This is a genomic window from Pelomonas parva (assembly GCF_043555835.1).
In the GTDB taxonomy this organism is placed as follows: domain Bacteria; phylum Pseudomonadota; class Gammaproteobacteria; order Burkholderiales; family Burkholderiaceae_C; genus Pelomonas; species Pelomonas parva.
The window spans coordinates 628,719-648,556 of the sequence record NZ_JBIGHV010000004.1 but is presented as its reverse complement, the minus strand read 5'-3'; the positions used below and the strand labels follow the sequence as shown (position 1 = coordinate 648,556).

Genomic DNA, 19,838 nt, shown 5'->3' with positions numbered 1-19,838 from the left:
TCGACCGCGCCCACCGACCACGGCGCGCTGATCCCCAGCGCCGCTTCAAACACTTTGGCCGTCATCCCGATCCCCGTTTCAGCACCTATCCAGCCGAAATCCTACCCACTCGAATTTTCAGAGAGCCAGAATTGCGATCACATCCTTCAGGGCTACAGCGAGTCTGCTGGTCAGTGAGTCGACGTGCTTCTTGGGAGTGCCATGTTCCTTGAGCAGCCCCTCTACGTTCGTCTGCCGCGCCGCTGCCGCCAGCGCGGGCAGAAAAGCGCGTGCGGTGAAATTGCAGCTCGCCGAACGGTTTCACCAGTGCATCTGCGTGGTCCACATCCGTGGCCTTGGCAGCGATCCAAGCATCTTCTACCAGGTGGCGCTTACCGTCAGAGCGAGCCGTCCACTCTGCTGGTGTTAATGCCAGCGGCCGTCAACATCCAGGCCAGAGCGATGAGCACGCTGTCCAGTCACCATGAGCACCGGCGGCAGCCAGCAGGTGAACGAGCGGTGAGGCGGCCTTGCAGGGGTTGCTGCCGGCCAGCAAGTTGGTCGTGGAAGACGGCTGCCAGCCAGGAGCCGTCGATCGTGCATGACAGGTATGCTACCCGTGCTAGCCACCTCGCACCGCTATTCCGAGCATGTCATGAACACAGCCTTTGCAGCCCGAATCGCAGGCATGAACGCGATGTACCGCCTTGCCGCCAATGACAGCCCGACCATCCCAGACGATGCGGCTGACAGGTTGGTCAAGTTCAAGGCCACCTTAATTGACGAGGTTCACGAGATTGACGAAATCGTGAAGATGGCGAGCTCAGGTGCCGCCAAGCTGGAGGTCGCCGTCGCCCTCGCTGACCTCCTTGGCGACATCATCGTCTATTGCCGCTCCGAGGCGCTCAAGTACGGACTGCCGCTTGAGCAAGTGCTAGACCTCATCATGGACAGCAACGAGAGCAAGCTCGGCGCAGACGGCAATCCTATCTACGACCAAAACGGCAAGTTTCTGAAGGGGCCCAATTACTGGAAGCCGGAACCAAAGATTCGTGAGCTTCTGGCGGCTCAGATGGCACAACAAAGCTAACACGCCGTCCCCCAATATCGCGCACCAGCATGCCCCCTCTCGTTATCGAAGATGAATGGACCTTGGAGAGCATTGAGCAGTCAATGCACCGTGTCATCGCTAGCGACGGAGCGTCTCTTCAGCTGAACAAGGATTTTGTCAGCCGCCGCAAGGGGGCTCTCCACGACGCTGCTCGTCTGCAGCTCTTGGCTACCTGGGCGCGCTCCGCAAAGGACCGTCAGCTCAAATTTCACGCCGCCAACCAAGCCCATTCGGTCCTTCAAGAACTGTGCGACTACGCCCCCGGCATCGTTGCGCTCAGGCTTTGTGAAGGCGTCAGCGTCGGCGAGCAGTTTGTTCGTCGGCGGGAGGCGCTTGAGCCTGCAACTGAAAAGATGAAGAACACGGACCAGGTGCTGTGGCCCCGTGTCATCAGAGGGCGGACCATTGATTTCACGTGCGTCAGCGGGTCCAAGGTTCAATACCTCCGACCTCTTTTCAGCGTGCGGAACAGTCGAGCAGTGAAACGCAAAGAGGGGATGTTCCTTGTTCTCAAAGCGTTGAGCGATTTCATCGCCAAGTCAGATGCCGACCTGGTGCCCCCCTCATTCACGTCAGCATGTGCAGTGTTCGCGGCCGAGTTGATGAAGAACACGCAGGAGCACGCAACGCAGGATCACAGCGGGCAGCCCTATCACGAGCATGCTGAGGGGCTCATTGCCAGCTGGCTTGAAATGTCTGGGGACTCCTACAGGCGGGATTTCGAAGGGCACCCGCGTTTGGTAGAGCTGTGGGAGCGTGAGCAGGTTCCAGTGGGGGGCGACGGGACCGCCACAGCACTTCGCTGCCTTCAACTGAGCTTTTTTGACACTGGACCCGGGTTCGCCGGAAGGGCGACAGGCAAGCCGGTGGAGGACATTTCGCCTGATGAGGAACGGAAAGTACTCCTGGCATCCCTCCGGAAGAATGCGTCGACAAAAACCCAGGCTGGCGCGGGAAACGGCCTGCCAGACGTGCTCGAAGCCCTCAGGGAGGTTGGCGGGCTTATTTCGATACGGTCGGGGCGCCTGCACATCTTCAACGCGTTCACGCCAGGTGATGCGCGAGACTTGTTTCAGTTCGACGACTGGACTGAGTTGGAACTGGCACCCGCAGCCGGTGCCGTGGTGTCCCTCCTCCTCCCGCTCAGAAGATGATGCGCAAGGCCTACTCGTTCGTCGCCCGCGGCGCATGTCATGAGACGGGCTATGACGTTGATGCGCTATGCGTCTTCTTTGACACGAAGCGGCCCGTGTCGGCCCTCCAGTTCTTCGATGAGTTGACGACTTCGCTTCAGGAAGTGCAGGCACTCCCGGATTGTGTAGTGGTCGTGGCAGAGGCTTCAGCGCTCAAACCGATGCGTGGTTACTGGACAGAGTCTTCCGGTCAGCTCCAGACTCTGCTGCAAAGAGGAGCGAAGAAGCGCGTCCAGTTTGTCAAGCAGTACTACTTCGTCGCGTGGAGCGCTCAAGATGGTCTGACCGTCGATGGAACGCTTCCGAGCGAAAAGCCGCCATTGTTCAAGCTTCCTTTGCAGCAGTTCCTTCAGCAGGGGCTCAACTCCCTCGTTCTGAAGAACCCAGTGGTACAGATTGCTCCTGCTGGCCACGTCTTTAAGCACCCTTCCAGCACCATAAACAAGCTCTTCATCCAAGCACGTGAGCTGGCAACGAGTGAAGCGGAGCTCGCGTTCGTAGGACGGTGCCTATGCTCCCAACTGCCAGCCCTTCAGAGCCCTGACCTCGCCCATGTCTACATCGACACCATGGGCGTCTACTCGTTCGTCAGAGAAGCGCTCACGTTCTCCGGTAGTAGCGCAAGCATTCATAGCTTTCACTCCTACACGGAGATTTCCGAACTGGCGCCGCCAACCGAGCCTTACGCGGTGGTTATTTCGGCCTCCACGAGTGGCGGCATGGCCAGGCGACTTCATCAAGAGCAAGACTTCGAGGCGGACCGTCTGATGACGCTCATTGACGTCACGCAGACGAAACGCACTGGAGGCGTTTTGGTCCGACTAGATGACGTCGACGCTTCGTACAAGAAGCAGCTAGCCGATGGAACTGAAGCCCAGATTGAGCTTTTCGGTGAACACTTTTCGTCCAAAGCTAAACCCCCTCGAGCAGTCACCCTAGGGTTGCCTCATTCCCCTAGACGTCTGACCGAGTTCTTAAAACAGCTCGGAATTGGAGGAGTGCTGCCTCTCAATGCGCGGTCTCGAGGCAGCTCTACACGGTTGGTGTGCGTAGACGAGGCATTCGTCGGCAAGGACAAGGCTCTGGACTCGTGGCTCCACGCCGAAATTTCCTGGCGAGTTCCTGTCGCCATCGACCACCTCATCTGTGCCGAAGACCCGGGTTCTCAGGCCCTTGCTGAGCTGGCAGCGAACAAACTTCAGACTCTTAAAGGTTCAGCCGAACGCCCCACTGTCACGGCTTACGGAGCCGTTGATGCCGGAACGCTCAGTAAGGCCAGCGGGGTCCTCGTCGTTCAAGCAGTAGCTGGGGACGGCGGACTTCTCCGCGAGATAAGCCGGGACCTGCGAGAGTTCATAAAGTCCGACGTACCACGGCACTTCCTGGTCGGTTTGGGACTGCCGCAAAGCGAAGAGACATGGATTCGCTTGCAGCAATTCCTAGTTCGGAACGCCAGCCCTCGCGAGTACGGCTTTTCCGCCTGGCTGGTCTTGCCAATTGGTTCCGACGGCGCCAAAACGGCCTGGAAGGCCTACAGCGACCTAGCAGCGGCTGCGCAAATTGGAGACGTTGCCGCCGCTGCGGTGGATAAGGACCTACTTGAGCGCTCTCTCGAGCAGGCTGTCGCAGCCATCAACAGCTCGTTCAAAGGCTTTTTTCCCAACAGCCAGGGGACGGCACTTGGGCTCTCAGAAGGCTTCGTATTCTTTGGCTCCGTGTTCGACGGTCGGATAGGTGACGTCACGCCAAGCACGGCATATGCAACGGTCGCCGCTGTGCTCCAGACCGCGCGAGAACTGGCAAATCCAGCCAATCAGCTGAAGCCATCCGGATACGAGTCTGTCGTCCTTTCTCCTGAGAATTTCTTGCGGTTCAACGACGAGTTGCTGCAGGCCTGCATCCTTCGGGCGGCGCATCCCTCGGAGCTCGACTACTCGTCCAGCCCAGAAATGAGCCGCCTAATGAAAGAATTCCTCTTCAAGGTCTTCAGTCGGCATGACCACGGATACGGTTCAGCTGCGCTCGAGTTCGGAGCTGCACTGGCCTCTGGCAGGCTCCGACTCACTGCGGAAGACAGGAAAGAGGTTCGAGACAAGGCCATCGCTTCGCTGGCGGGTACCGAGGGGGCGCTGCTCGGACTGGTCTGTTTGATTGCGTAGAGCAGGTTACTTGAGCATGCGGTTCAATCTTTTGCTCCAGCGGACGTTGAACGACAGCTTTCCTGCAGGCTAACCAACATGGTCAACCGGCCGCTAAGGGGGTAGCTGCCGACCACGGCCAGCACGTGGAAGGACCGTAGTCAGCCTGAAGCAGTCGGCATCTCTGCACGCGGCGCTGGACCGAGTGGTCAAGTCGCCGAACTCGCTGCCCTGCACGACACCTCCGGACAAGGTGCTCATCAGGCGCCGGATTCCGTGCTCAGAAGACGCTGGACCTGGTGCTCAGGTCGCGTCGGAATATGCAGCTGGCGATAGAAGCCGGCTCAGTAAGCAAGGTGACCAGGCGATAGACTTCCTAGGACATACCGGCGAACAAACAAAGGGCCTAAGAGCCTCTGGGGGAGAAGCGGTGTACATGAAGAAGCTGACGGCGAGAAACTTTCGCTCGTTCGACCAAATTGAGATCCCGCTGTACGAGGACCTAACTGTTTTCGTAGGCGAAAACAACGGCGGCAAGAGCAACGCCATTGATGCGATGCGGCTTCTGACGCTCCCATTGAGCGGCCGCCGTGAGCTTTACTGCGAGTCGACTGATGTCAGATTTGGCAGCGTCAGCCGCGAGTTCGAGCTCGAAGCGCATTTTGAGGACTTGAGCCCCAGTCAAGGAGGGCGCCTTCTCAGTGCCGTGACCGATGACTCCATGTCGGCATGCAGATTCGGCCTGCAGTACGCCGCGTCGGTCGGGCACTCGCTGGCTCGTCCGCGGCTTTGGGCGGGCCCTCACAAGGAAACGCCAGAGCCTGGCGCGCACGACACGATTCGGCATGTTTATCTGCCGCCGCTGCGGGACGCAAAGCGGGCTCTGGCGTCGGGCAACCCGACTCGAATCCACGCGCTACTGAACCATTTCATGGGCGACCAGCGAGCCGAGGAGGTCGCGGCGGAGCTTCGTCGTGCGACCTCGTCGGACATCCTGACCCGGGTCGGTAGTGCGGTAGATGGCAATCTCGAGGCACTGACTGGGGGAGTGCGTAGGCAGGGCAGTTCTCTGGGCTTCGCAAACGACGAGAACCTCATCGACATAGCCCGCGACTTGCGATTCAGGCTGGCAGACCATGGGCTGGAACCGGAGGACCTGCGGTATTCGGGCCACGGTTACGCCAACCTTCTGTTCATGGCGACGATCGCCATCGAACTGGAGCGCTCGCACGATGTTGACCTGACCCTATTTCTGGTCGAAGAGCCGGAAGCTCATCTCCATCCCCAGCTTCAGGCCGCCGTGCTCGGTTTCCTTGAGGACCAGGCCGAAAAGTCCAAAATGCGGAAGGTTCCGGTTGATGCTCCTGCTGGCCGGGTGCAGGTAGTCGTCGCCACACATTCCCCAAACCTCTCTGCTTGGGTGCAGAACAAAAAGATCGTCGTCTTCCGCACGGCGGCAGTGCTTGAGACGGCGGCCGAAGATGAGTCCGCTGTCGCCGACGCCGACGGGGATGACATGCTGGATGCAGTGGATGTGCTCGCAGCTGGTTCGGCGGACTTGCCTGCGGTGCTGGCGGATGCGCTTGGCACGGTCGGGAGCGTAGCCGGCGAATTGCAGAAGCCGATGGTTGCTTCTCCCAAGGTGCCGAGGCAACCAGAGACGGAAGTAGCGAAGGCCGTTCATGTGGCAATTGCACCGTCGCCGGCGGCTCCATTGGAGGCGCAGCCCACTGCGCCGGCAGTGAGGCGTCGCGCAACCCGCTGTGTGCCCCTCGGCGAGCTCGCACTCGACGACATTTCGCGGAGGAAGATCGACCGATACCTGGATGTCACCAAGTCAGCGTTGCTCTTCGGGGGACGGATCATCCTTGTCGAAGGCATCGCCGAAGCACTCCTGCTTCCTGTCATTGCCAAGAAGTTCGTCCTGAAGGACCACGTCGAGAAGCTGCGGCTATTCCGCTCAGCCGTTTTTGTCCCCATTGAGGGTGTCGACTTCATGCCTTACGTGGAGCTTCTGCTCACGCATCACAAGGGCGCTCGAATTGCCGATCGCGTCGTTGCAATCACTGATGGTGACGGGTGGGGTTTGACGGCTGGCCAGCCCAGTCCCGGAGCAAGCCGAAAGGCGGACCTTATGACATTCGCGACCAAGCAATGCGCTGGCGACCTGCTTGACGTATCGGTGAACGATTTTTCGCTGGAGTCCGAGCTCGCCCTTGCAGGTAATGAGGAGCTTCTGAAGGTTGCTTATCTGAAAGCGCATCCCAGGTCGGAGCCCAGGTGGATGAGCGCTGTGGCGAACGCTGACCGTGAAGCCAAAGCTCGTGCTATCCAGGGGCTCTTCGACAACACGCCGAAGGGCGACTTTGCACAGACTCTGGCCGAAGGGCTGTGGGAGGCCAAGGACTTCAAGGTTCCGGGCTACCTGCGGGTCGCCATCGAAGCGCTGGTCCGATGATGAAAGCGTTCATGCCGACTGATGAGCAAAAGAAGGTCATCACCTTCGATGGCTCGGCGTTCGTCACGGCATGCCCAGGTGCGGGAAAGACTCGGGTGCTGATCGAAAGAGCTCGCCATCTTCTGGACAAGAAGGGGTGGAAGCGTGGCATCGCATTTTTGTCATTCACCGAAGTTGCAGTGTCTGAGTTGGATGCGCGCCTGCGCAGGGAAGGGCTCTTGCCATCCCCGGTCATGCCGCACTTCATCGGTACCTTTGACAGCTTCTTGTGGCGAGTTCTGGTGGCGCCATTCGGCATCCCAGGTTCGCTGGCGCGGCCGAGGCTGATCCCAGATCTGGAGCTCCGGGAGGTTCAGCCGTATGAGGGAGCTAGGCCGATACCTCTGAACTGCTTCAACCGGGTAACCGGGGAGGCTATCCCCGAAAAATTGCGCGAACTGAAGATCGACTTCAATCTGAAGGCGCACCTGACTACGGCCAAGAAGATGCGAGCCCGCTTCAAGGAGCGTGGTGAGCTCGACTATCAAGATGCTCGTCTAGTGGCGCTTGGGCGGCTCAAGGCATTGAACAATGACTCGCCGTTGACGAAGTCGTTGGTCGCCCGGTTCGGGGAGATCATCGTCGACGAGGCGCAAGACTGTAATCCCGACGACCTCGGCATCATTGAGTGGTTCCTCGGCGCGGGCATCCCCGTGAAGGTCATCTGCGATCCCAATCAGTCGATCTATGGATTTCGAGGCGGGGTCTCGACGGAATTGGATGCTTTTGCGACGAAGTTTGGTGATGACCGGCGTCTGTCCCTGACCGGAAACTTTCGCTCCAGCAAGCACATCGTCGCTGCGGTCTCGCGCCTAAAGAGGCCAGAAACCGGGCACGCCTACGACGAAGCGCTGGGCGAGCATCGGGGGGAGCCTAGTCCGGTGTACTTGCTGGCCTACAAGGGGCAGAGCGTCCCGTCGTCCGTCGGTACACATTTCGGGTCGCTCGTGACCCAGTTGAAGATTGCAGCGAAGGAATGCCCCGTGGTCGCGGCGACTCGTCTCAGCGCATCACGAGCGCTGGGGCTGCCTGTCGACAGTGGGTTTGGACATCTAGCTTGCCGCCTGGCTGCTGCAGTTGGCGACCTGTACTCATCGTTCGAGCTTGGCGGACGGCAAGAAGCACTCGAGCAGATGCACCGCGTAGTCCTGACCCTGGAGGGGCACCTGACGCTGAAAACGTATCGTCAGCACATGGACGCTCTCGGGGACAGGCATCAATCGTGGCGTCCGGAGATGCTGCGGCTTTGCAAGCTGCTGCGATACGACCAAGAGAAGCACAAGGACGCGGATGGCTGGCTGGATGCTGCCCGTGGGATCTTGAAGGAACGATTGCCTTCAGGTGGCGACAGGTCAATCAATCAGGTCCTAAGGCGCCACGAGAAGCTTGCGGAGGCCTTGCTGCCACCTCCACTCCACGGTCATTCGGCTCGAACCATCCACAGCGTCAAGGGAGCCGAGTTCCCGGCGGTTTGTGTCGTTCTTTCGACCGCGAAGGCGAAGGGCCTGATTGAACACCTGGAGACAGGCACGAACCACACAATGGCGGAGGAGCTTCGCAAGCTCTATGTCGGCGCTTCCCGTGCCCAGCGCCTGCTGGCAATTGCGACGCCCCATACCCAGGTCAAGAAGCTTGAAAAGCTTCTCTCGAACCCCGCCAACAGCGGCGGCCTTAGGGTGGTAAATCTGTGAGCTCCGGAGCTTGCGATGCGGCGCAAAGCTAGCTTGGGTCGGTTGCAGCTGTTTGGAACATCAGGTAGCGAGCCGCCTGACATTGCTCGACTGTCGGGCGACGACGTAGTGCGGGCGAGCCGCACATGGCCGAATCGTAGCGGCGCGGGCGACTGCTTGAAGTTGCGGCTCTTTGACTGCAGCCCCCCCCCGAGAAACGGGCTGTGGTCCTCAGCGTGCTTGGCGATGACGTTGCAGGAATCGCCGTTGCGCTGACAGCGCCCCTTGACCAGCATCAAGTCCGCGCCCAGGACCACAGGCCGCACATGCCGCTTTTCATAGGTGGCCTGGTGAACGATCAGCTCAATCGGGCCTTCTTCGTCCTCGAGCGAGACGAATATCGGTCAACGGTCTGTTGGAGCCGACCTAAGGCGGACCAATCACAACCCTTTTGGCCCACTTTTGGCCCACTTCGCATTTTTCGTAGCTGCTACAGGCTGACCGAAAGAACGAAAAGGCCATGCACGTCAAAGACTTGCATGGCCTACGTCTGGTGCGCCCGGTTGGGATCGAACCAACAACCCCTGCCTTCGGAGGGCAGTACTCTATCCATTGAGCTACGGGCGCGAAGCCGCAGATTCTAACAGCGGGGTTCCCCGGGCCAGGGAGGCGCGTGGCCGGCTCCTATAATTCTGCGGTTTTTCGTGTCGCGCGCCTGCGCCTCACGCCAAAGAAAATCGATGAGGAATCCATGAGCGCCAGCCACGATCACGACCACGACGACGCCCACACCGGCCCGATCAAGACGCCCAAGCAACTGGCCTGGGCCGTGCTGTTCGCCTTCGTGGTGCCCATCATCCTCATCATCCTGCTGGCGAACTACGTGAGCACGGCGGCCAAGCCCGCCGCCGGCACGGGTGCGCTGGAGGGCGAGGCGGTGGCCGCGCGCATCGCGCCGGTCGGCCATGTCGAGGTGAAGGACGCCAACGACGTCGCCTCGCTGAAGACCGGCGAGCAGGTCTATCAGGCGCAGTGCGCGGCCTGCCATGCGACCGGCGCAGCCGGCGCACCCAAGCTGGGCGATGTGGCCGCCTGGGGCCCGCGCATCAAGACCGGCGTGGAAGCGCTGCTGACCTCGGCGCTGAAGGGCAAGGGCGTCATGGGCGCGCAGGGTGGCGGCGACTTCAGCGACTTCGAGATCCATCGCGCCGTGGTCTATCTGGCCAACTCGGCCGGTGGCAAGCTGGAAGAGCCCAAGGCGCCCGCGCCCGCCGCCTCGGCCGCCAACTGACCCGGCGCCCCACGGCGCATGACAGGCCCGCCTAGGCGGGCTTTGTCGTTTCAGGCCGGGGCCGGCGCCGGAAGCCGTGCGTGGATGGCAGCTTGGCGGCGATGCAGTCCTGCGGCGTCCAGCGCCGCGCGTCGATGGCTTCTGCGGCCAGCGTCATGTCTTGCGTGTGCACCAGGCCCAGGCCGAGATCGGTGGCCAGGTAGAGGTGGCCGGTCTCGTCCAGCCAGCACGAGTCGACCTGCGCCGCGCGGCCCGTGTGGCTGAGCACGCTGCCGTCGGGTTGCAGCCGCCAGATCCAGGGCGTGCTTTCCAGCTCCACGTAGACGCGCTGCGGGCCGTTCTGGAAGAACCAGGCGCCGCGGTCGTCGGATGCGTAGTTGCGGCCGATGAAGGCGAGCAGCTTGTCGTGATCGATGCGGCTGCCCTTGACCTGCGGGAAGGGCCCCGCCTGCTGGATGCGGTCGTCGCGCATGTACCAGTCGCCGCGCGCGTCCAGCGCCAGCCAGCCGTAGCAGTGGGGGACGTTGGGCCACTTCTTCAGCGCGGCCTGAACGATGTCATCCATCGAACGCATCCATCAGCGGGTCCTCCAGAGCCAGTCGCAGACCTGCTCCGGCATGGTCAGCAGATGGCCAGGCAAGCGGCCGGCGGGAAAGCCGACGTGGCCGCCGTGGCCGGGCTGCCAGAGTGTCACATAAGCGCCCACTTCAGCGGCATGTGGCAGGCTGTGGCCGGGCACGAAGGGGTCGTTGCGCGCGTTCAGCACGAGGGCCGGGATGCGGATGCGGTGCAGGTGCGGCTTGGCTGCGGCGCGGGCCCAGTAGTCGTCGGTGCCTTTGAAGCCGTGCAGCGGCGCGGTGAAGAGGTTGTCGAACTCGTAGATGGTGGATGCGCGCTTCAGGCGCTCGCCGTCGAACAGGCCGGGGTGCTGCTGCAGCTTGCGCAAGGCCTTGGGGATCATGGTGCGCAGGAAGCGGCGCGCGTAGACCTGCTTGTTGAAGCCTCGGTCGATGGCCGCGCCGGCGGCAGCGAGGTCGATGGGCGAGCAGATGGAGCAGACGGCGCGGGCCATGTGGGCGGCGGTCGTGCCGGCTTCCTCGGCCCAGCGCATCAGCGCGTTGCCGCCCAGGGACACGCCGGCCACGAGCAGCGGCCGGCCATGGCGCTCGCGCAGGCGTTGCAGTATCCAGCCGACCTCCTCGTAGTCGCCCGAGTGGTAGGCGCGTGGCCCGCGGTTCAGCTCGCCGGAGCAGCCGCGGAAGTGCGGCAGCGCCATCGCCCAGCCGCGCGCGCGGGCGACGCTGGCGAAGGCGACGCTGGAGTGGCTGCTGCGGTCACCCTCCAGGCCGTGGAACAGCACCAACATAGGCGCATCGGCCGGCGCATCGGCCAGGAAGTCGACGTCGATGAAGTCGCCGTCCGGCGTGTCCCAGCGCTCGCGTGTCCAACTGGGCGGGTTGCCGTCGTGCTGGCGGCTGAACAGGGCGGGCCAGATGGTCTGGGCGTGGCCGCCGGGCAACCAGCGCGGGGCGCGGTACTGCATGCGCGTGGGACCTAGTGCAGCGTGCCGGCGTCGGCCACCAACTCCTGCACGTCGCCCGCATTGCCCGGGCTGGCATGGTGCAGCACCAGGCGCCAGCCGAGCGCCGTCTTCAGATAGACGTTGGTGGCGATGACCCAGGCCTGCTGCGGGTCACCGGGCCGCTGCACGCGCTCCAGCACATGGTGGATGGCGCAGTCGCCGCTGTGCAGCCGGCGCACGCGTTCCGGGTGGATGTTGAAGCTGCCGCGCTCGAACACCGCCGCGAAGGCCGCGCGGATGGCCGGCACGCCGACGATGCGCGGGCCGCCCGGGTGCACGCAGGCGACGTCCTCGTCATCGGCCCACAAGGCCATCAGGTGGTCGAGGTCGCCCTGCTGCAAGGCTTCGTAGAACTGGGCCTCGGTGTCGTCGGGCGACGCGAGCAGCGCGGCCTGCTGGGCGGCGGAGCGTTGCATCAGTGGCCGCCGGAAAGAACCTCGCCGGCCTTGAGCTTGTAGGCCGTGCCGCAGTACGGGCACTGGCCCTGGCTGCCGTGGCTCAGGTCGATGAAGACCTTGGGATGGTTGCTCCACAGCGCCATCTTGGGGTTGGGGCAGAAGACGGTGCCGTTGTCGTTGCAGTCCTTGGCAAGGACTTCGACGGTGGCGGCGGGGGTGGTTGCAGTGCTCATGTCTTGTGCTTTCAAACAGCCGTCAGCCACTCGGCGTACTTGGGGTTGCGGCCGTTGACGATGTCGAAGAAGGCGGACTGGATCTTCTCGGTGATCGGGCCGCGTGAGCCCGAGCCGATCTCGATGCGGTCCAGTTCGCGGATGGGCGTCACCTCGGCGGCGGTGCCGGTGAAGAAGGCCTCGTCGCAGATGTAGACCTCGTCGCGGGTGATGCGCTTCTCGACCAGCTTCAGGCCCAGGTCCTGGCAGATCGAGAAGATGGTGTTGCGGGTGATGCCGTTGAGCGCGCCGGCCGACAGGTCGGGCGTGTAGACCACGCCGTTCTTGATGACGAACAGGTTCTCGCCCGCGCCTTCGGAGACGAAGCCGGACGCGTCCAGCAGCAGGGCCTCGTCGTAGCCGTCGTCGGTGGCTTCCATGTTGGCCAGGATGGAGTTGGTGTAGTTGGACACCGTCTTGGCCTGCGTCATCGTGATGTTGACGTGGTGGCGGGTGTAGGAGCTGGTCTTGACGCGGATGCCGCGCTTCAGGCCATCCTCGCCCAGGTAGGCGCCCCAACTCCATGCGGCCACCATCAGGTGCACCTGGTTGCCCTTGGGGCTGACGCCCAGCTTCTCGGAGCCGATCCAGATCAGCGGGCGGATGTAGGCGCTCTTCAGGCCATTGGCTTTGACGACGGCGCGCTGCGCCTCGTTGACCTGCTCCTGCGTGAACGGCACCTTCATGCGCAGGATCTTGCCGCTGTTGAACAGGCGGGTGGTGTGCTCCTGCAGCCGGAAGATGGCCGTGCCGTTGACGGTGTCATAGGCGCGCACGCCCTCGAAGGCGCCGCAGCCGTAGTGCAGCGTGTGGCTCAGCACGTGGATCTTGGCGTCGCGCCAGTCGACGAGTTCGCCGTCCATCCAGATCTTGCCGTCGCGGTCATGCAGGGGGGCGGGAACCATCGGTACTCCAGTGCGTGCAGGTGAAAGCGGCGATTTTACGAAGACCCGTCGGCCCGGATCAGCCGCCACTCGGCGAGCTTGCCTTTCTTCAGCACCACTTCGACCGCATCGCCGCCGGGGTCGCGCCAGATGTAGGTCTCTTCCGCCTGCTTGAGCCCCAGGCTGCCGGTCAGCGTGATCAGGTCGACCAGCTTCATGCCCGCGTGCAGCTTGCTGTTGAGCATCACGGCATTGCCGATCGAGCCCATGGGCGCGGCGCCGGCCTGCTTCATGAGGCGCATCAGCCGCGACATCTGCAGCAGCAGCCAGAAGACGATGCCCGACACCGCGAACACGACCCCCTGCCAGCCGAACAGGCCGCCGCCCAGGATGAGCGCGGCAAGCGCCAGCCCTATGCCAATCCACGGGTTCATGCGTTGGGGTCCTGGTTGCCGTCTTCACGCGCCCAGTCGTAGGCGCGCTCGACCTTGGCCACGCGCAGCGTGTAGTGCCGGTACCAGTCGCTGCGGCCGGTGTCGCGGGCGATCTGGTGCTCGCCGTGGCGGCGCCAGGCGGCGATGTCTTCAGGGCTGCGCCAGTAGGACACCGTGATGCCCAGCCCGTCGTCGCCGCGGGCGCTCTCGACGCCCAGGTAGCCCGGCTGCTCGGCGGCCAGCGCCACCATGCGGTCGGCCATGTCGTCATAGCCGCCGTCGACGGTGGTGCGCTGGCTGGTGAAGATGACGGCGTAGTAGGGAGGTGGGGGCAGGGGCGCTCTCATGGGCGCGCATCCTGCCACGGCGGCTGGGTCAGCCCACGACCTTCAACAACACGCAGCGCACCCATTGCCCGGATTCCAGCGCTGCCTGGTGGCCGTTCAGGAACTGCTCGGCCGTGGAGTTGCGCGCCGTGAAGCACATGCCGTGCAGGATGCCCATGCGCGGCACGGGCCGCGACCACTTGCGCTCGACGACACCGTTGAACCACGACACCTGCTCGTCGTCGGAGTCCATGTCGGCCCGGCCCAGCAGCAGCACCACCTCGTACTTGGCCTCGGTCAGCGGCTCGGCGGCGCTGGTCAGCACCTGCAGGCCGCCGTCGCTCATGTTCAGCACCAGCCCGGCCGGCCCCTGGCTGAACTGCACCGGCTTGAAGACCCAGCCCGGCAGCGAATCGGCGTCGTGCTGGGCGGCGAGAAAGTCGGTGCGGACGTGCTGCCTGAGGTTGGCGGGATCGGACATGAACATGGGCCTCCGTTGGGAGCCCGATCCTAAGCAGAGATTGGCCTCTCGTGCACCATGGAAACCTGGGCCCTACACCAGGCCGCGCAACACCTCGATGGCCTGCTCCACGCGCTCGACGGCGTGGATGGTCAGCCCTTCGATGGGCTTCTTGGGCGCGTTCGCCTTGGGCACCACCGCCACGCTGAAGCCCAACTTGGCGGCCTCCTTCAACCGTTCCTGGCCGCGCGGCGCGGGACGCACCTCGCCGGCCAGGCCCACTTCGCCAAAGGCGATGAAGCCGCGCGGCAAGGCCTTGCCGCGCAGCGAACTCTGGATGGCCAGCAGCACGGCCAGGTCGGCCGCCGGCTCGCTGATGCGCACGCCGCCCACGGCGTTGACGAACACGTCCTGGTCGCCGGTCGCTACACCCGCATGCCGGTGCAGCACGGCCAGCAGCATGGCCAGCCGGTCGCGGTCCAGGCCGACGGACAGCCGCCGCGGGCTGACGCCGCCGCTGTCCACCAGCGCCTGCAACTCCACCAGCAGCGGCCGCGTGCCCTCCAGCGTGACCAGTACGCAGCTGCCCGGCACCGGCTCGGCGTGGGTCGACAGGAAGATCGCGCTGGGGTTGGCCACGCCCTTCAGCCCCTTCTCCGTCATCGCGAACACACCGATCTCGTTGACGGCGCCGAAGCGGTTCTTGATGGCGCGCACGAGGCGGAAGCTGCTGTGCGTGTCGCCCTCGAAGTACAGCACCGTGTCGACGATGTGCTCCAGCACGCGCGGGCCGGCCAGCGCGCCTTCCTTCGTCACATGCCCCACCAGCACCATCGCACAGCCGCGCGCCTTGGCCGTGCGCGTCAGCTGCGCCGCGCACTCGCGCACCTGGGCGACCGAGCCGGGGGCGGACGACAGCTGCTCGGAGTACATCGTCTGGATGGAGTCGATGACGCAGAAGGCCGGCTCCTCGACCTCGATGGTGGCGAGGATTCGCTCCAGGCTGATCTCGGCCAGCACCCGCACTTTGGTACCCGACAGGCCGAGACGGCGCGAGCGCATCGCGACCTGGGCGCCGCTCTCCTCGCCCGTCACGTACAAGACCTTGACGGTTTGAGATAACGATTCCACCGCCTGCAGCAGCAGCGTCGACTTGCCGATGCCCGGGTCGCCGCCGATCAGCACCACGCCGCCCGCGACGATGCCGCCGCCCAGCACGCGGTCCAGCTCCTCCTGGCCCGTGGGCGTGCGCTCGAAGTCGCTGGCCTCGATCTCGGAGAGTGTGGCCACCGGCTGGCTGCGCGCCAGCGACTGGTAGCGGTTCTTCGTGCCGCCCGCGGGTTCGGCGGCGCTCTCGGTCAGCGTGTTCCAGGCGCCGCAGTGCGGGCATTTGCCCAGCCACTTGGCATGGGTGCCGCCGCATTCGGTGCAGGTGTAGATGCTTTTGGGGGTCGCCATGCGGCCATTGTCGTCACGACATGCGCCAGATCTTGACGGCATGCGGCAGCGACTCGGCCTGCGGCATCCAGCGGTCGATGGCCGCACCCAGGCCCACGCCGGCCAACAGGAAGGCCAGCGCGCCGGCCCAGGTGTGCTGCAGCGCGCAGCGCAGCCAGCCGCCGCGGTCGAACTGGCGCTGGTGCCGCCAGGCCAGGCCGGCCGCGAAGGCGGCCAGCGCCACCTCGACCGACACCGCCATCAGCACCTCCACGCCGAACAGCAGGCTCACGCCCGCACCCAGCAGAGCAGCCAACGCCAGCGCCATGCCGACCAGCGCCGCGATCGGCAGCAGCACGAGGGCGCCCTCGTCCAGGTCAGAAGCCACCTCGAAGGCGTCCAGCGCGCGGCTGCCCAGGCGGGCGCCACCGTCCACCACGTCGACGCCGATCTCCGCAGCGTCCAGTGCGCCGTCCTCGCGGCTCAGCAGCCAGGCCGCCCACAGCCGCAGCAGCAACAGATAGACGCCGTAGCAGACCGCCAGGCTGAGGCCGAAGCGCAGGGACAGCGCATCGACGCCCGCCCAACGTAGCAGCGCGCCGCTCAGCCACAGGCAGCCCAGGCAGCACAGCGCGATCAGGCCCACGTGCAGGCGCAGCCAGCGGTGGGTTTGCAGCCAGCGGCGGGTGCTGAGGATCTGGCGCTGGACGGAAGGGGCTGCATCGCGTGGCATGGGCGCATTCTGATGGCGCTGTGCGACCGCGTGGGACACTCGCCGCCCAGCAGTTTTTCAGTGGAGCCGGTCATGGACTTCTCGGTGTGGTTGGCCTTTTTCGCAGCGTCCTGGGCCATCAGCCTGTCGCCCGGCGCCGGTGCCGTCGCGGCCATGAGCGCCGGCCTGTCGCATGGCTTCAGGCGCGGCTACTTCATGACCTTCGGCCTCATCCTGGGCATCCTGACCCAGGTGGTGCTGGTCAGCGCCGGCCTGGGCGCGCTGATCGCGGCCTCGTCGCTGGGCTTTGCGCTGGTGAAGTGGGCCGGCGTGGCCTACCTCATCTATCTGGGCGTGCAGCAGTGGCGCGCGCCGGCCCGGCCCATGGTGGCGGCCGACGACGGCGCGCTGCAGGCCACGCGCCGCCAGCTCGTGTTGCGCGGCTGGGGCATCAACGCGGTCAACCCCAAGGGCACGGTCTTCCTGCTCGCCGTGGTGCCGCAGTTCCTGGACCTGCACGCGCCGCTGGGCCCGCAATACCTCGTCATCGGCGCCACGCTGGCCTTCACCGACCTGGTCGTCATGGCCGGCTACACGGCACTGGCCGCGCGCGTGCTGGCGGCGTTGAAGAGCGAGAGCCACATCAAGGCGCTGAACCGCGTCTTCGGCGCCTTGTTCGTCGCGGCCGGCATGCTGCTGGCGAGCTTCAAGCGCGCCGGCTGATGGCGGGCGCCGCGCCCCGCCGCCTGCCCACCTGGCTGCTCTTCCTGGCCCCGGTGCTGATCTGGGCCAGCACGTGGCACGTCATCCTCTATCAGATCGCGTCAACGGTACCGGTGCTGGCCTCGGTGGGCTGGCGCTTCGCGATCTCGGCGCTGATGCTGGCCGCGCTGGCCCGTTGGCAAGGCACCTCGCTGAAGCTGCCGCGCTACGCCCACGGCTACGCGCTGGCCACCGGCGTCATCCAGTACGCCGGCAACTACTGGGCCGTCTACGAAGCCGAGCGCTACGTGCCCAGCGGCCTGGTCGCGGTGCTGTTCTGCCTGCTCGTGTTCATGAACGCGATTGCCGCCTGGCTGCTGTGGCGCCAGCCGGTGAGCCGGCGTTTCCTGCTGGCCTCCAGCGGCGCGGTGTTCGGCGTGGCGCTGATCTTCTGGCCCGAGATCGCGGCCACCGGCGAGCGCCCGGACGCGCTGTTGGGCCTGGGTCTGAGCCTGTTCGCCGTCATCGTCGCCTGCATCGGCGGCTTCTTCACGCTGGTGCTGCAGCGCCGCGGCCTGCCGCTGGTGCCCGTGCTGGCCTGGAGCATGGGCTATGGCGCCGCCTTCCTGCTCGGCTTGTCGCTGGCGACCGGGCGCGGCCTGAGCTTCGACACGTCGGCGTCGTATCTGGCCAGCCTGTTCTACCTGGCCGCCTTCGGCTCGGTCATCGCCTTCACGCTGTACTACAAGCTGGCCGAGCGCTGCGGCGCGGCGAAGGCGGCGCTGGTGGGCGTGCTGGTGCCCGTCATCGCGCTGATCGTGTCGGCCGCGCTGGAGGGCTGGCAGGCGACACCGCTGGCGGTGGGCGGCATGGCGCTGTGCCTGGTCAGCCTGTTCGTCGCGACGCGGCCGAAGGTCTAGAGGCCACCGGCAAGGGCTCAGCGCGCCAGGATCGGTTCACGCCAGTTGGGGCAGGTAGCTGGGCCGCGCGGCGGTCAGCCCGCGCTTGACCTGCTCGGTGAGCTCGTCGGCCAGCACCTCGTCCAGGCCCGCTTCGAGCCCGTCGAGCGCCCGCTTGACGATGGCTTCGGGGCTGGACTTGGGCACGTCGAAGCCGCGTGTGAGATCGGTGTCCACGTAGCCCATGTGCAGCGCCAGCACCTGCGTCGCCTGCTCCGCCAGCTCGATGCGCAGCGCATTGGTGAGCGACCATGCAGCGGACTTGCTCGCCGAGTACGCCGCCAGCCCGCCGCCGCTGACCCAGGAGGCGATCGACAACACGTTGAGCAGGCCGCCGCCGCCGTGACGCTTGAGGACGGGCGCGAACGCCTGGCTGACGCGCAGCATGCCGAAGAAGTTGGTCTCGAACATGCGTCGCGCCACCGCTTCGCCGTCGGCGGCGAGGAAGGCGCCGGGCTGGGCGATGCCGGCGTTGTTAATCACCAGCGTCACGTCCGACGCCAGCGCCGCTGCGGCCGCCACCTCGTCCGGCTTGTTGACGTCCAGGCGCAGCGCGTGCACGCCGGCCTGTGTGATGGTGGCGGGGTCGCGCGCGGCCGCGTAGACCTTGCGGGCGCCGCGGGCGAGCAGTTCGTTCGCAAAGGCGAGGCCGATGCCCCGGTTGGCGCCCGTGACGAGGACGACGGCGTTTTCGATCTTCATTGCATTCTCCAAATCAGTGGGGGAGGTGAGGGGTATGCCGTGGCCTATCGCATCTGCACGACGACCTTGCCCTTGGCGCGCCCGAGGGCGAGGTAGTCCAGCGCTTCCTTGGCCTGAGCGAACGGAAACACCCGGTCGATCACGGGGCGGATGCGCTGCGTCTCCAGCAGCTCGCCGATCTGGGCGAGTTGATGGCCGTCGGGGCGGGCGAACAGGAAGGCGTAGTCGACGTCCTGCTTCCTGGCCAGGCGCTTGATCTTGCGGCTCATCAGCGCGAACACGGCCGTCAGCACGAGGTTGAGCCGGCGCCCGCGGGCGAACGCGACGTCCAGCGGCCCGACCAGCGAGACGATCTTGCCGCCCGGCTTCAGGATGCCGATGGCCTTCTCGATCGCATCGCCCCTGACCGTGCCCAGCACCGCGTCGTAGCCGCGCAGCACGGTCTCGAACTCCTGCTGCTTGTAGTCGACCACCTCGTCGGCGCCCAGGCTGCGCACCAGTTCGATATTGCCGGTGCTGGTGGTCGTGCCCACCTTGGCGCCCAGCCACTTGGCCAGCTGGATCGCGAACGTGCCGATGCCGCCGGCGCCGGCCGGGATGAAGACTTTCTGCCCCGCACGCAGGTTCACCCGCTCCTTCAGCGCCTGCCAGGAAGTCAGCCCGACCATCGGGATAGACGCGGCCTGCACGAAGTCCAGGTTGGCCGGCTTCAGGGCCGCAGCGCTCTCGGGCACGACGGCGAACTCGGCCATCGAGCCCGTGCCCTGGTCGAAGATGTTGGCGAACACCGCATCGCCGGGCTTGAAGCGCGTCACCCGGCTGCCCACCTCGGTGACCACGCCGGCCAGGTCGCTGCCCAGCGTGGCCGGCAACTGGAACTTCACGACGGCCTTGAAAAGCCCGGTCGGGATCATGTTGTCGATCGGGTTCACGCTGGCCGCGTGCACCTGGACCAGCAGCTCATCGGGCTTCAGCGTCGGGCGCGGGACGTCGGCGAACCCGATCTCGGGCGACTTGCCATAGCGTTTGAAGGTGAGGGCTTTCATGGGGCTCGCAGGGGTTGGCGGTGGGTTGCTCGCCGGGGCGCGGCG

20 protein-coding genes and 1 tRNA gene are annotated in these 19,838 nt (G+C 64.9%); 8 read left to right on the top strand and 13 right to left on the bottom strand.

From position 1 onward, the window contains the following. Nucleotides 1–634 precede the first annotated feature (634 nt). The 5 genes from ACG00Y_RS13765 (at nucleotide 635) to ACG00Y_RS13745 (ending at nucleotide 8,609) form a co-directional block, all read left to right on the top strand. On the top strand, nucleotides 635–1,069 hold the full coding sequence (locus ACG00Y_RS13765) for a pyrophosphatase (RefSeq protein ID WP_394479674.1): 435 nt from the start codon (nucleotides 635–637) through the stop codon (nucleotides 1,067–1,069). 29 nt (nucleotides 1,070–1,098) lie between these two features. After that, nucleotides 1,099–2,244, top strand: coding sequence for a hypothetical protein (locus tag ACG00Y_RS13760; RefSeq protein ID WP_394479672.1), 1,146 nt, complete (start codon nucleotides 1,099–1,101; stop codon nucleotides 2,242–2,244). Continuing rightward, a complete protein-coding gene (locus ACG00Y_RS13755; RefSeq protein ID WP_394479670.1) occupies nucleotides 2,244–4,442 on the top strand; it encodes a hypothetical protein in 2,199 nt (732 codons plus the stop codon). The genes ACG00Y_RS13760 and ACG00Y_RS13755 overlap by 1 nt, the downstream gene beginning before the upstream one ends. 415 nt (nucleotides 4,443–4,857) lie before the next feature. Further along, nucleotides 4,858–6,879 carry an ATP-dependent nuclease gene (locus tag ACG00Y_RS13750; RefSeq protein ID WP_394479668.1) on the top strand — a complete coding sequence of 674 codons (2,022 nt, stop codon included), beginning with the start codon at nucleotides 4,858–4,860 and terminating at the stop codon, nucleotides 6,877–6,879. After that, on the top strand, nucleotides 6,876–8,609 hold the full coding sequence (locus ACG00Y_RS13745; RefSeq protein WP_394479666.1) for a UvrD-helicase domain-containing protein: 1,734 nt from the start codon (nucleotides 6,876–6,878) through the stop codon (nucleotides 8,607–8,609). The genes ACG00Y_RS13750 and ACG00Y_RS13745 overlap by 4 nt, the downstream gene beginning before the upstream one ends. A gap of 530 nt (nucleotides 8,610–9,139) precedes the next feature. Here ACG00Y_RS13745 and ACG00Y_RS13740 read toward each other — a convergent pair. After that, nucleotides 9,140–9,215: transfer RNA gene (locus ACG00Y_RS13740), tRNA-Arg, on the bottom strand. A 124-nt stretch (nucleotides 9,216–9,339) separates the two neighbouring features. Between ACG00Y_RS13740 and ACG00Y_RS13735 the strand changes: the two genes are divergently transcribed. Continuing rightward, the gene (locus tag ACG00Y_RS13735; protein WP_394479664.1) at nucleotides 9,340–9,879 is read left to right on the top strand and encodes a c-type cytochrome; all 540 of its coding nucleotides are present in this window, start codon (nucleotides 9,340–9,342) and stop codon (nucleotides 9,877–9,879) included. A 31-nt stretch (nucleotides 9,880–9,910) separates the two neighbouring features. On the opposite strand, the gene ACG00Y_RS13730 is transcribed toward ACG00Y_RS13735, so the two are convergent. The 10 genes from ACG00Y_RS13730 to ACG00Y_RS13685 all read right to left on the bottom strand — a co-directional run bounded on the left by ACG00Y_RS13730 (nucleotide 9,911) and on the right by ACG00Y_RS13685 (nucleotide 16,405). Continuing rightward, nucleotides 9,911–10,444 carry a DUF2946 family protein gene (locus tag ACG00Y_RS13730; RefSeq protein WP_394479663.1) on the bottom strand — a complete coding sequence of 178 codons (534 nt, stop codon included), beginning with the start codon at nucleotides 10,442–10,444 and terminating at the stop codon, nucleotides 9,911–9,913. A gap of 12 nt (nucleotides 10,445–10,456) precedes the next feature. Beyond that, complete coding sequence (locus ACG00Y_RS13725; protein WP_394479661.1) at nucleotides 10,457–11,422, bottom strand: YheT family hydrolase; 966 nt, start codon at nucleotides 11,420–11,422, stop codon at nucleotides 10,457–10,459. Between the two features lie 11 nt (nucleotides 11,423–11,433). Further along, nucleotides 11,434–11,877: a YybH family protein gene (locus tag ACG00Y_RS13720; RefSeq protein ID WP_394479659.1), complete on the bottom strand. Its 444-nt coding sequence runs from the start codon at nucleotides 11,875–11,877 to the stop codon at nucleotides 11,434–11,436. Next, the gene (locus ACG00Y_RS13715) at nucleotides 11,877–12,092 is read right to left on the bottom strand and encodes a zinc-finger domain-containing protein (protein ID WP_394479657.1); all 216 of its coding nucleotides are present in this window, start codon (nucleotides 12,090–12,092) and stop codon (nucleotides 11,877–11,879) included. The genes ACG00Y_RS13720 and ACG00Y_RS13715 overlap by 1 nt, the downstream gene beginning before the upstream one ends. 11 nt (nucleotides 12,093–12,103) lie before the next feature. After that, on the bottom strand, nucleotides 12,104–13,036 hold the full coding sequence (locus ACG00Y_RS13710) for a branched-chain amino acid transaminase (protein ID WP_394479655.1): 933 nt from the start codon (nucleotides 13,034–13,036) through the stop codon (nucleotides 12,104–12,106). A 35-nt stretch (nucleotides 13,037–13,071) separates the two neighbouring features. After that, nucleotides 13,072–13,449, bottom strand: a complete 378-nt coding sequence (locus ACG00Y_RS13705; protein ID WP_394479653.1) for a hypothetical protein — start codon at nucleotides 13,447–13,449, stop codon at nucleotides 13,072–13,074. Beyond that, nucleotides 13,446–13,796: an antibiotic biosynthesis monooxygenase family protein gene (locus ACG00Y_RS13700; protein ID WP_394479651.1), complete on the bottom strand. Its 351-nt coding sequence runs from the start codon at nucleotides 13,794–13,796 to the stop codon at nucleotides 13,446–13,448. The genes ACG00Y_RS13705 and ACG00Y_RS13700 overlap by 4 nt, the downstream gene beginning before the upstream one ends. 28 nt (nucleotides 13,797–13,824) lie before the next feature. Further along, nucleotides 13,825–14,256, bottom strand: a complete 432-nt coding sequence (locus tag ACG00Y_RS13695; protein ID WP_394479649.1) for a hypothetical protein — start codon at nucleotides 14,254–14,256, stop codon at nucleotides 13,825–13,827. 72 nt (nucleotides 14,257–14,328) lie between these two features. Further along, complete coding sequence (gene radA, locus ACG00Y_RS13690; RefSeq protein WP_394479647.1) at nucleotides 14,329–15,693, bottom strand: DNA repair protein RadA; 1,365 nt, start codon at nucleotides 15,691–15,693, stop codon at nucleotides 14,329–14,331. Nucleotides 15,694–15,706: 13 nt separating this feature from the next. Continuing rightward, nucleotides 15,707–16,405 (bottom strand): hypothetical protein, encoded by a 699-nt coding sequence (locus ACG00Y_RS13685; RefSeq protein WP_394479645.1) that lies wholly within the window; start codon nucleotides 16,403–16,405, stop codon nucleotides 15,707–15,709. 72 nt (nucleotides 16,406–16,477) lie between these two features. Between ACG00Y_RS13685 and ACG00Y_RS13680 the strand changes: the two genes are divergently transcribed. Both ACG00Y_RS13680 and ACG00Y_RS13675 read left to right on the top strand, forming a co-directional pair. Further along, nucleotides 16,478–17,107 carry a LysE family transporter gene (locus ACG00Y_RS13680; RefSeq protein WP_394479643.1) on the top strand — a complete coding sequence of 210 codons (630 nt, stop codon included), beginning with the start codon at nucleotides 16,478–16,480 and terminating at the stop codon, nucleotides 17,105–17,107. Further along, nucleotides 17,107–18,006: a DMT family transporter gene (locus tag ACG00Y_RS13675; protein ID WP_394479642.1), complete on the top strand. Its 900-nt coding sequence runs from the start codon at nucleotides 17,107–17,109 to the stop codon at nucleotides 18,004–18,006. The genes ACG00Y_RS13680 and ACG00Y_RS13675 overlap by 1 nt, the downstream gene beginning before the upstream one ends. A 36-nt stretch (nucleotides 18,007–18,042) precedes the next feature. On the opposite strand, the gene ACG00Y_RS13670 is transcribed toward ACG00Y_RS13675, so the two are convergent. Together ACG00Y_RS13670 and ACG00Y_RS13665 are read right to left on the bottom strand one after the other, a co-directional pair. Then, entirely contained in the window at nucleotides 18,043–18,747 is a 705-nt protein-coding gene (locus tag ACG00Y_RS13670) for an SDR family oxidoreductase (protein WP_394479640.1), read from the bottom strand. Nucleotides 18,748–18,791: 44 nt separating this feature from the next. Beyond that, complete coding sequence (locus tag ACG00Y_RS13665; protein WP_394479638.1) at nucleotides 18,792–19,793, bottom strand: NADP-dependent oxidoreductase; 1,002 nt, start codon at nucleotides 19,791–19,793, stop codon at nucleotides 18,792–18,794. Nucleotides 19,794–19,838 lie beyond the last annotated feature (45 nt).